The sequence below is a fragment of the Merdimmobilis hominis genome (genome assembly GCF_900104615.1).
Classification (GTDB): Bacteria; Bacillota; Clostridia; order Oscillospirales; family Ruminococcaceae; genus Merdimmobilis; species Merdimmobilis hominis.
Genome location: NZ_LT629939.1, coordinates 829225 through 840157, shown reverse-complemented (window position 1 = coordinate 840157; position 10933 = coordinate 829225). Strand labels below are relative to the sequence as shown.

The 10933-nt window shown below is 56.2% G+C and carries 7 protein-coding genes and 1 pseudogene; 3 read left to right on the top strand and 5 right to left on the bottom strand.

Features of this window, described 5'->3' with window-relative positions:
* The 3 genes and pseudogenes from BQ5353_RS04085 to BQ5353_RS04075 all read right to left on the bottom strand — a co-directional run.
* Window positions 1-1460, bottom strand: a pseudogene (locus tag BQ5353_RS04085) (hypothetical protein); the annotation flags it as partial.
* An 18-nt stretch (window positions 1461-1478) separates the two neighbouring features.
* Window positions 1479-3038 carry a DUF7743 domain-containing protein gene (locus BQ5353_RS04080; protein WP_071427360.1) on the bottom strand — a complete coding sequence of 520 codons (1560 nt, stop codon included), beginning with the start codon at window positions 3036-3038 and terminating at the stop codon, window positions 1479-1481.
* Window positions 3017-5122 (bottom strand): efflux RND transporter permease subunit, encoded by a 2106-nt coding sequence (locus BQ5353_RS04075; RefSeq protein WP_204211278.1) that lies wholly within the window; start codon window positions 5120-5122, stop codon window positions 3017-3019. The genes BQ5353_RS04080 and BQ5353_RS04075 overlap by 22 nt, the downstream gene beginning before the upstream one ends.
* Window positions 5123-5301: 179 nt before the next feature.
* Here BQ5353_RS04075 and BQ5353_RS04070 point away from each other — a divergent pair, with 179 nt between their 5' ends.
* Window positions 5302-5895 (top strand): TetR/AcrR family transcriptional regulator, encoded by a 594-nt coding sequence (locus BQ5353_RS04070; protein ID WP_054332074.1) that lies wholly within the window; start codon window positions 5302-5304, stop codon window positions 5893-5895.
* A gap of 57 nt (window positions 5896-5952) precedes the next feature.
* Here the strand turns inward: BQ5353_RS04070 and sigK are convergent, their stop codons facing one another.
* Window positions 5953-6663, bottom strand: a complete 711-nt coding sequence (gene sigK, locus BQ5353_RS04065) for an RNA polymerase sporulation sigma factor SigK (protein WP_071427359.1) — start codon at window positions 6661-6663, stop codon at window positions 5953-5955.
* A 247-nt stretch (window positions 6664-6910) separates the two neighbouring features.
* Here sigK and BQ5353_RS04060 point away from each other — a divergent pair, with 247 nt between their 5' ends.
* Window positions 6911-7348 carry a GNAT family N-acetyltransferase gene (locus BQ5353_RS04060; RefSeq protein WP_071427358.1) on the top strand — a complete coding sequence of 146 codons (438 nt, stop codon included), beginning with the start codon at window positions 6911-6913 and terminating at the stop codon, window positions 7346-7348.
* 139 nt (window positions 7349-7487) lie between these two features.
* On the opposite strand, the gene BQ5353_RS04055 is transcribed toward BQ5353_RS04060, so the two are convergent.
* Window positions 7488-8261: an AIM24 family protein gene (locus BQ5353_RS04055; protein WP_071427357.1), complete on the bottom strand. Its 774-nt coding sequence runs from the start codon at window positions 8259-8261 to the stop codon at window positions 7488-7490.
* A 244-nt stretch (window positions 8262-8505) separates the two neighbouring features.
* Between BQ5353_RS04055 and BQ5353_RS04050 the strand changes: the two genes are divergently transcribed.
* Window positions 8506-10602: a GLUG motif-containing protein gene (locus BQ5353_RS04050; RefSeq protein WP_071427356.1), complete on the top strand. Its 2097-nt coding sequence runs from the start codon at window positions 8506-8508 to the stop codon at window positions 10600-10602.
* The last annotated feature ends 331 nt before the right edge of the window (window positions 10603-10933 follow it).

Sequence of the window (10933 nt, the reverse complement as noted above, 5' to 3'; positions counted from 1 at the left end):
TTGCCCTCAGAGCCTTCCCCGGTGGAGCTGTCACCAGAGTTGCCCTCGGAGCCCTCGCCGGTGGAGCTGTCGCCAGAGTTGCCCTCAGAGCCTTCCCCGGTGGAGCTGTCGCCAGAGTTGCCCTCAGAGCCCTCGCCAGTGGAGCTGTCACCAGAGTTGCCCTCAGAACCCTCGCTGGAAGTATCTTCAGAACCCTCCTCTGAAATGGAGCCATCCTCGTCAACCGAAACGGCTGCACTGAGAACCCGGACGGTCATCTCTGGGGCGAGTGCGGCCAGTTCGATGGAGGAACCTCCGCTTTCCAGTTGTTTGATGGCGGCCTCTATCTGGCCGATGGCCAGGTCAAAGCCTTTGTCCAAGGCCATTCCCACCTGGAGCAGATAGGTGGTATCCAGCGGGTCAGAGGGGGTGGGGGGAAGTTGGATGGGCACCCCGCTGCCCTCCAAGGCGGAGATCATCTGCTGCTGGGTGGCGGCGATGCCGGCCTTCAGCTCCCGGGAGCTTTGGTTCAGTTGGTCAAACCCTGCTTTCAGCTGGTCAGCCCCCTCTTTCAGATCGCCCGCGCCGCTGCGCAGCTTATCTGCCCCTTCATCCAGGTCCTTGACCCCATCGTAGAGGTCATCGGTGCCGTCATAAAGGTCGGCAGCGCCGTCTTTCAGCTCTAGGGCGCCATCCTGCAGCTGGGTGGCTCCGTCGTCTAGCTGGAAGGCGCCATCGTCCAGTTCTTTCGCCCCATCCTTTAACTCGTAGATTTTATCCTTGATCTCGGTGGTGTCCGGGTCGTCGATGTCCAGGGTGAGGGGGATGCCGTTGATCTGGATGGCGTCCATCTCAAAGTCGGTTACATCGGCGGAGATGGTGAAGTCCTTCTCTTTGCCCGGCAGGACGATGTAGGACATCTGCTTGTCGCCGCCCACATTGGCTAGGGTAGCGCTGGGGGCGGTGATGTTTTTGCACCGCTCGCTGTCCAAGAGCACTGTGGCCTGGATGGCGAAGTTGTCAAAATACACCGGATTGGCGTCTGGGTTCTGCCGCAGGGAGAGGGTCATCTCCAGATGGCCTTCTTTGCCAGCCAGTTCCTCGCCAGATATGGGCTGGCCGTCCAGCTGGTAGGTGACGCTGACCAGCCAGGGGATTTGGGCGCTGTCCAGCTCCCCTTGGTAATAGAATTTGCCCTTTGGGGCGGTGAAGGAGATGGCGCCATCCTGAACCGAAAGCTCCTCGGTGGTGGTCAGGTTTTTGACCTCCCGGTAATTGCCGAAGTCGGTGACCGGCTGCTCTTCGGTTAGGTCATAGGCGTTGACCACATAGATGCTCTCCACCGACCCGTCGTGGGAGAGGTTGATGTAGACGACCTCGTCCTTTTCCACCGGATCTTGGGCAAAGGCGGTGGAGGCCGTTGATGCGATGAGGATGGCGCTCAGCACCAGGGCAAGCGCCTTTCTGCCATAGTATTTCAAAGGAAAGACCTCCTGTTGTTAATCGTTGATGGTAAAGGAAGCTGCCAAGGGGAGGGGAAGCTGGCTCCCCTGAGGGGAGGTGGTGTAGACTTGGCGGTTGCCCGCCTTGTCGGTCAAGGTGGCTCGGGTCAGGCGGTAGGTACCCTCCTGCTTGGTCTGGAAAGATTTGACCTTCCCTTCGTAACCGCTGCCTTTTTCCTTGAGGGTGACGTTGATGGATTTGCCCTCCGCATTTTTAAACTGGAGTTTGACACTGTCCACACCGGATAAGTCGTCCCTTGCCTTGGCGGTGATGGTCAAGTCGTCCCCTGCGTCGATGGACTCCTTAGAGGGAGCTACCGACAACAGCTGGGGTCCATTTTCATCCGCTTGGGAGACACCGCCGCTGAGGGTAAAGGACACCGCCTGGGGCAGGGGGAGCTTATGGTTCCAATCCTTGATGTCAGCAGGGCGACAGTAGGCTTGGTAATTTTTGGCCTCGTCCATCAGCGCCACATTGTCCAGCTGGAAGGTGCCGTCCGGCTCATAGCGGCTCACCTGGAGCCAGCCGGTGTACACCCCGCCCAGCCGGTCATCCTTGGTCAGCACCTTGGTAACCGAGTGGTCGTTCTGGTCGTTTTGGAACCGCAGGGTGATGTGCTCCACGCCGGAGAGGTCGTCGCTGGCTTTGACCTGTACCCGGTATTCCCGGTTGTTGCCCTTGCTGCGGCTTTCCACAATGGAGATCGATTGAAGTGCCGGAGGGGTGTTGTCCCCGGTTTGAGGCCCCACCTGGAAGGAGCAGCTCACCGGCAGGGGGAGGCTGTCCTCCTCCCCGTTGGAGGCGTAGGTCACCGATTCGCCGGCCCGGTCTTTTACCGTGATTTTGAGAAGGGTGTAGCTGCCTTGGGGCTCGTGGTCCGGGATGTCCAGCTCCGACCGGTAAACCCCGGCGGCCACCTGATCCTCTTCTTTGATATCGTAGATCAGCCGCCGCCCGTTTTGGGGGTTCCAAAAGACAGTAGTGGCCTTGTCAAAGCCTATGGGAGCTTGGGGCAGTGTGAGGGAAAGGGCGGTGGAACATCCGGCTGACAGGTCCTGCCGCTCCACCTGGCAGGCGAGAGGGGAAAGGGTGCCAGGGTCCTTCACCACCTGGAAGGAAGGGATCTCCTCCAGGGCTTCTTCCTCGTCATCGTCCCGGATGTCCTCTTCCCGCCGGTACAGGCTGCGGTTGCCGGATTTGTCGGTGAGGGAGGCGCTTTTGAGGCGGTAGACCCCCTCCGGCGCAGTGGCGGGGATGGAGAGTTCCCCGTTGCAGAGGCACTCCTTTTCCGCTCCTTCGGCGGATGTCTTCAAGGTGACGGTGAGGGTTGTTTTGGTGTTTTCCTCTTCAAACCGCAGGAGGATGGAGCGGATGCCGTCCTCATCCCAACCGTTGGCCCCGATGGAAAGGGTGGACCCAGGGGAGACTACCGAGCGGGAAAGGGAGAAGTCATAGAGTTCCGGCCCACCGTTGTCGGTGTCGGCAAAGGCGTTCACCGGCGCGCCTATTAAAAGGAGGGCAGTGAATAGGGAGATCAGTTTGTGGGGGTTTTGCATGGTTCCAGCTCCTTTCCAGTTTTTTGGTTCTCGGGATAGAATTCCTGTTTTTTGGTGGTTTTTCGGATCAATCCCTCCAATGTGGTCAGCAGGGTGGGCAGGAACACCAGCACCAGGATGGCCGAGAGGACGGCGCCCCGGGCGATGAGGATGCCCAGCTGGCTGATGACCCCGTTGGTGGAGACAAAGCCCAGCACCAGGCCGGCGGAAGTCATAATCCCCGCCGAGGTGAGGATGCTGCCCGCTGTGCCCTGGATGGTGCGGAAGGCAGCCTCTGATTTAACCATGGAGGTGCGGTTTTCAAAATACCGGTTGGCAAACAGGATGGCGTAGTCCACCGTGGCGCCAAGCTGCACCGAACTGATGATCAAATAGCCGATGTAGTTGAGGGTCTGGTCGGTGAAGTAGGGTACCGCCATGTTGATGTAAATAGAGGATTCAATGGTCAAAAGGAGCAGGATGGGCAGGGAGAAGGAGTGGAAGGTGAACAGGAGGATCACCGCGATGGCCCCGATGGCGATGGCGTTAACCTTGATGCTGTCCGCTGTGATGGTGTCCTTCATGTCGTAGACATTGACGCTCTCACCCGCCAGGTGGTAAGCGCCGGGGTAATACTCCTCGGCCATATTCCGCACCTTTTCCACAAAGGAGAAGGTCTCGTTGCTCTCGCTGGGGAGCCGGGCGGTGATGACCATGCGGGTGTATTCGTCGGAGTTGAGCTGGCTGAGCTGGTCTTTTGGAACATAAGCCTCTGGGATGGATTTGCCGGCGTTTTCCACATAAGAGAGCACCGAGGATACCTCTGGCAGGTCTTTGAGCCGGTCGTTGAGCTCCTGCTCATAGGCTCGATTCCCTCTTGGCACCATCAGGGCGAAAGTGGAGGACTGGCCAAACAGATCCTCAATAGCTTCCCGATCCATGGCAACCTGGGAATCCGGGCTGGCCATACCGGAGGTGCCGTACATATAAGAGATTTGGTGCTGTGCCAAAAAGCAGGGGATCAGCAGTACCGCAACCCCAATGGTGACCAACCTCTTTACCCGATTGGTGCCTTTGGCCAGTTTTTCAAAGGAGGGCATAAAGGAGCGGTGTGCAGTCTTGTCAATCCACTTGTAACAGCAGATGGTCATGCAGGGCATAAACACCAAGGTGGTGAGCAGGGAAATGGCGATGCCCTTGGCTAGCACATAGCCCATATCCGGGCCGATTTTGAACCGCATGGCCACCAGGGCTACAAACCCAACTACAGTGGTCAGGCCGCTGGATAGGATGGAGGTGGCGGAACCGGCCACTGCCTTGGACATGGCGTCCAATGGAGCAAGACCCTCTGCCCGGGCATCCTCAAACCGCTCCAGCAGGAAGATGGCGTAGTCCATCGAGCAGGCCAGCTGCAATATAGCGCCTGTGGTGTTGGTAATGAAGGAGATTTCGCCGAAGATCAGGTTGGTGCCCATGTTGATGATGATGGCCACACCGACATTGATCATAAACAGCACAGCTTCAAACCAAGAGGTGGTGGTGAACAACAGGATGCAGAACATCAGCGGTATGATGATGGACATCATGTGCTGGATCTCCACATCGGTGGTAATCTGTGCATTGACCGTATCCACCGGGTTACCGCTCATGGCGCCTTCTTCCCCAATGATAGCCCGGATGGCTTCCAAGGTCTGCTCCTGGTTTTCATCGGCCACCGTTACTGAAAAAAGGGCATTGCCGTCTTTGTAGTAATCTTCCACGGTTTTAGCGCTTTGGATCTCTAGGGGAACCTGGATATTCACCTGGTCATCCAGCCAGATGACATCTTCCACCCCGTCTACTGCGGCGATCTCTTCCTTGTAGGAGAGAGCCTGGGGGATGGAGACATCCCGCACCATAACCCGCACATTGGGTACCGCTTTGTCATAGGATTCATTCATCACATCCAAGGCGATGGTGGAGGGAGCTTCATCTGGCAGGTAATCCACCAAGTCATAGTTGATGCCGACCATGGTGGTGAGGACGCCACACAGGATTGTGCCGCCCAAAAAAAGGGCCAGCACTGCGCCCCGCCATTTTAGCATCTGTTTGATAGCCCGTTCCAAACGATTACCTCCTATAAACTGTAGAGTGTTTAATAAACAAATGTTGACTATCTTGGCAAAAATCATTATAATCAACTTATGGACAGTTTACCATATTCAAATAAGGATGGTTTTGTCCGATACTAAACAAAATTTTCCTATCTGTCTTTTATCTCGCCTTTGGAGGAGGTAAACTTTTTATGAACACAAAAAATGACGACCGACGGGTCCGAAAAACCAAAAAAGCCCTGCGGCAGGGTCTGTCGGAACTGCTACTGAAGAAGAACATCAAGGACATCTCGGTGCGGGAGTTGACCGATTATGTGGACATCCACCGGGGGACGTTTTATCTCCATTACCGGGACATCTACGACCTGTATGCCCAGATTGAGGCGGAGACCGCCCAGGAGGTCAAGGGCATCTTGGAGCGCTACACCCCGGAGGAGGTGGCCGGAACCCCCTTTCCCATGATTTTGACTTTGATTGAATACATCGCCGAGAACGTCAGCCTCTGCCGGATGATGCTGAGCCAAAATGGAAATATGTCCTTCACCAAGGAACTGAGCGACATCATCTATCAAAAATGCATCCATGACTGGATGGCCTTGTTTAAAGAGAGCACCATGGAACAGCGTGAATTTTATGGGGCTTATGTGGTTTCCGGATGTATCGGGGTGCTGCGCAAGTGGCTGGATACCGGCATGGCCCAGACCCCTGAGCGAGTGGCCACCATTATTGAAAAGATCACCGTTCAGGGGATGAAATTCCTCTGCCAACCCTTGGCAGCAGAATAGGGGGATATAAAAAAGCCAGGCGTACCCTTATAAGGGTACGCCTGGCTTTTTTGCGCCTCAGCTGTGAGCGGGGGTGGGATCGTCCACATAAAATTGGTCTCGAAGTTCCAAAATTGCCCGTTTTTCAATGCGGGATACATAGGAACGGGAGATTCCCAGCTTTTTGGCCACTTCCCGCTGGGTGAGGGGAGGGGTCCCATAAAGGCCGTACCGCATGGCGAGAATCTGCCGGTCCCGGGGTTCCAGGCACTGCTGGAGCAGGATATACAGCCGGTCGGATTTGATCCGCAGGTCGATGATGTCAAAAATGTTGTCATCGGTGGCCATGATGTCCAGTAAGGTCAGGGCATTGCCGTCCTTGTCGGTGTCGATGGGGTCGGATATGTACACATCTTGGGCCGATTTTTTCTTGTTGCGGAAATACATGAGGATTTCATTTTCAATACAGCGGGAAGTGTAGGTGGCAAACCGGGTGCCCTTGTCACAGTCAAAGGTGGAAACCGCTTTGATCAGGCCAATGGTTCCAATGGAGATCAAATCGTCTTGATCCTTGACATTGGAGTAATACTTTTTGATGATGTGGGCCACCAGCCGCAGATTGTGGACAATCAGGGTATTGCGGGCCTCCTCATCCCCCTCCTTTATTTTTTGCAGGCATTCCCGTTCCTGCTTGGGGGTCAAGGGTTTGGGGAAAGAACCTCCCGTCGTGACGTGGAGCGTCATGTACAAAAGGTTGCACAAAGCCATGGGAACAAAGATAGAAACCATTCGGATCACCTCCCTGCATGGTATGCAGCAAGGGGATTGTTCGGTGCATGGCCGGGAAAAAACAGTGGTTTTCCCGTTGTTTATCGGGGAAACTGCCCTATGTTATTGTGCTTTTTACAGGGATACACTATAATTATCGGTAAAAGCGGATTGCTTTCCCGCTGGATCTCCCCTGCGGGCACCGACCAGACACAAAGAGAGAAAACCACCAGGGAACTGGCGGCATCGATGGAAGGAGCTTGAGATAATGGAAGAACTGACCATCCTCCCTGCGGGAGAGGAACACCTGGATACGGTATATGACATGATCTGCAAGTTGGAGGAAACCCGCCTTTCCTATCCCGGCTTCTGCCATGCATACCGCACCAACCTGGCGGAGAAGCGCATCCGGTATTTTTTAGCGGCCCGGGGGGAGGAGCTCTTAGGATTTGCCAGCCTCCACATCGAGGAGCTGCTCCACCACGCGTCCCCAGTGGGGGAGCTCCAAGAGCTGATTGTCCGGGAGGAGGCACGGGGTACCGGTGCGGGGGTGGCTTTGATGGCGGCAGTGGAAGCCGCAGCACGGGCGGCGGGCTGTACCCAACTGGAAGTCTGCGCCAATGTGCGCCGGAAAGCCACCCACCGGTTTTATGAAAACCGCGGGTTTGTGAACGATCACTTCAACCTCTGCAAACCTCTGCGGTAGCGGGGCAATGACCGCTTGATTTAAAAAGCAGAAAGGCGCCTGCAAGGCCGAATCCCACTGTAACTGGGAAGGGCCCCGCAGGCGCCTTTTGAAATTGCCGCTCTGTGCGGCGATGGTTTTTGATTGCTATGTTAGCCTGTTAGAAGTTGGGCATTTTTGCCGTGGGCATCATCAGCACTTTTCCAGTGCCGCGGTAGACGTTGACCAGCCCCTCGCCGGATGCGGCGGAGCCGATGAGGCTTTTGCCGGAACGCTCCACCGTGAATTCCAGGCTTTTGCTCCACGCGATGGCATAGTTCCCGTCTACCTTCAATACGTCGTTCTGCAAGGTGATTTCAATCAACTCTTCCATAGGGCAGCTGGACTCGATGCAGAAAACGCCTCTCCCGTTCAGGCTCAGGTTGAAGAGGCCCTCCCCACCGGCGACAGCGGAAGAAAAGCTGGACCGCATCACCGCTTTGTGCTCCAGGCTGGATTCGCAGGCCAGGAACAGACCGTCGTCCAGGATCACAGAACCGCCCCAGTCCTCAGCGCTCATGAGAATGAGATGTTTATAGGTGGGTTCCAGCACCAAAATGCCATCTCCAGTGTACTCTGGCTTGATCGCCGATTCGCCGCTGGTTTTGCCCCGTACAGCTTTGCCTAGAAAATCCCCGACCCCTTTGACCCCGGTGGTGGCGCTGACATTGCCAACCATCCATTGCATGGCTCCCGCCTGTATGGTGACCGGCGCCTTGCTGAGGTCACAGACCAGCTGGCGTTTTTTTACATTCATCTGTGCGCTGTAGTAGGCAGTCACCGCAGAATCAGGCGTTACGCTCAAATCCCGCTGGTACTCAATGACCTGAAAAGCCCCCAGCTTTGAAATGGTTTTGACATCATCGTTGTCTGTAAAATTGGAAATCTGATACATCGGTTCCCTCCGTTCAATTCAGTGTTTCCTCGATTCGGGTTTAATCCCATTATAGTTCTCCCACGGGAAAACCACAAGGCCCGACAGAGATTTTTGTTTGGCCTTGATCCTGTGGGTGAAAGCTCCCTCCGTGAGATGGAAGGGGAGAGGAGGCTTTCTTTGCGGCGGTGGATTTGCTATAATGAAGGAAAGAGACTCGATCCTCCTTGGAAAAGGATGAATCAGAAGGAAAGTGGTGAGAGTTGTGAAAAAACCAGGCAAAAACCCGGTCTTTTGGGAGATCCTGGCGGTCTGCCTGTCGGCGGCGGTGCTGCTGGCCGGGTGTGCGGAGCGCACGGACAAAGAGAATCCGGGGAAGGCGGAGGGCAGCTCCTCTTCTTCTGGCGTTGAGGTGGATGAGGCTGTTGCATCGCGGCTGCTGGAGGAGTTTATTCTCCCCTATGAGGCGCTGGCAGGCGGGGCAGCTTTTGCATCTCCTGAAGAGATCCAGCCGGATGTGATGGCGGCGTTTTGCTTCTATGCCGCCCAGGCGCAGCTGGGGGAGGAGCGGTTTTTGGCAGGGGATGAAAACCACCAATACATGCTCCTGCCAGAGGAATGGCTGGACGGATATGCCCAGATTCTGTTTGGGGCCTCTGCGCCTGCCGATCTGGGGGATACCGAACTGGTGTACTGCGATTCCGAGTTTAGTGACGAGGGGAAAACCATCCTTCCGGAAGAACTGCGGGGGTATACCGGCCGTGTGTATGGCTCCTCCTATGTGAAGAAGGGGATGGTGCCTGACTACCAGGTGTCCCTCCAGGAGGTGAAGGACACCGGTTCCGGCGTGGAGATCCAGGTGGGCCGCAGGGTGGACAGCATCGACCTGCCGGATGTCACCTACTCTTTTGTGTTTGTGCCGGCGGTGGAGAACCCGCTCCTGGGGGAACAGTTCCCCGCTGGGGCCTACCGGCTGACGGAGGTGCAGGCGGACATCGGCCCGGAGTTCACCCAGATCAGCACGCCGCAGCAGTTGGTACAGCTGAGCAAGATGGTCAACTGTGGGGATAAAACCTATGTGGGGAGCACTTTTGTCCTCACAGAGGACCTGGACATGTCCGGGGTAAAGATGGAGCCCATCGGCGTGGTGCGGCGGTTCTCCTACAAGGGGGTTAACCCCTTTGCCGCCACCTTTGACGGCCAGGGGCACACCATCTCCCATTTGGCGATGGATCACCCCTTCCAGCCAGCCGACTCCAATGGGATCAGCCTCCCGGTGGGCTTGTTTGGCAGGACCGCCCAAACCGCAGTGATTCAGAACCTCCACCTCAAGGATCTATCCATCCGGGGAGACAGCGGTGTAGGCGGCTTGGCAGGGAGTTTTTCCGGGCGGATGTACCACTGCACCGTCTCCGGGGAGGTGAGCGGGAAATCCGACGTGGGCGGTATGGTAGGCGGAACTATGGTGGGCGGCACCGGCAATGCGGAGCTGGTGGACTGCCACGTGGACGTGCAAGTTACTGGCACCGGCGGGACAGGCGGTTTTGCCGGGTATGCAGGCCATGCTTGGTTTGAGGGATGCAGCGCCAAAGGGACAGTGTCCATTGGGGCGGATGAGCCGGGATCAGTCTCTGGGGTAGCGGGCGGCTTTGCCGGGCACCAGCAGGGCAGCGTCATCCGCAACTGTTTTGCTTCGGTGAATGTGCGCACCATGACCAATGCCAGCATGGTGGGCAACTTCATTGGGCTCAGCGAGTATGCCACCACCATCCACTCCTACTGCAACGCGGATGCTGGCAGCGCCTGGGACCTGGTGGATGACGACTATGGCGGCTATATCGACGTGACCGCCCTGCCAAAGGCGGAGTATTGGAAAAAGCTGGAGGAATCCATCCCGGAGGGATATACCAAGGACAACGGTATTTTCGGCACCAACTACAACAGCAAGGTGGCTTTGGTGGGCGTGGTGGATTTTGACAAAGACACCTTGGCTGCGCTGATCTATTACCCGGACGAGCGAACCAACAACTATGTGCAGGACTGTGACTCCTTAGATGTCAGCGAGGGGAAGATGCTGCTCATCCCCATCCACAAGGATTTCCAAGTGGCGGTGTACGCCGATTTCCCCGAAGGGCGGCAGGAGATCTACCGGGCCAGTGCAGAAGATAAACTGGCTTGGCGGACCAAGGGCTACGCCCTGCGGCTGGATTGCGATTACTTGTTGCTGGAAGAGAAGGTCCCCATCATTCTACAGCTGGAGCAGGATGGAAGAACGGTGGAGTATGTCCCTGACCCGAGCCAAGCTGGTGGCCAGATGCAGGTGGTATACCTGGATGCTACAGAAGAAGGCCCAGGATTTTAATCTGCTATATGGAGATGTTAGGGGATCCCTCTGTGGCAGTTGCCGGGGGAGAAACGGGTTGCCCGATGAAAAATCCTCTAGAAAATCTAAAAAATAGGAAAAAGAACGACTTCTATTTTTACAGAGGTCGTTCTTTTTTTATCCATGTGGGGTGATCACAGTGTGCGGCTTTCGAGCCTGCGCTTGGAGGTCAATGTTCTCGCCCTTTTGTATACAGTTCGCCGCCGGTCAATAGCGGGGGCCCCCCTTATCCGGCCAATTGTGCCAAGTCGCCAAGTCGGATTTAACGGATCCGGGTACTGCCATGGGGGAGAAGCCCACAAGGGTAAAC

Coding starts and splice junctions, on each gene's coding strand:
- BQ5353_RS04080 (WP_071427360.1), bottom strand. CDS start 3,038: ATGCAAAACCCCCACAAACTGATCTCCCTATTCACTGCCCTCCTTTTA.
- BQ5353_RS04070 (WP_054332074.1), top strand. CDS start 5,302: ATGAACACAAAAAATGACGACCGACGGGTCCGAAAAACCAAAAAAGCC.
- sigK (WP_071427359.1), bottom strand. CDS start 6,663: ATGGTTTCTATCTTTGTTCCCATGGCTTTGTGCAACCTTTTGTACATG.
- BQ5353_RS04060 (WP_071427358.1), top strand. CDS start 6,911: ATGGAAGAACTGACCATCCTCCCTGCGGGAGAGGAACACCTGGATACG.
- BQ5353_RS04055 (WP_071427357.1), bottom strand. CDS start 8,261: ATGTATCAGATTTCCAATTTTACAGACAACGATGATGTCAAAACCATT.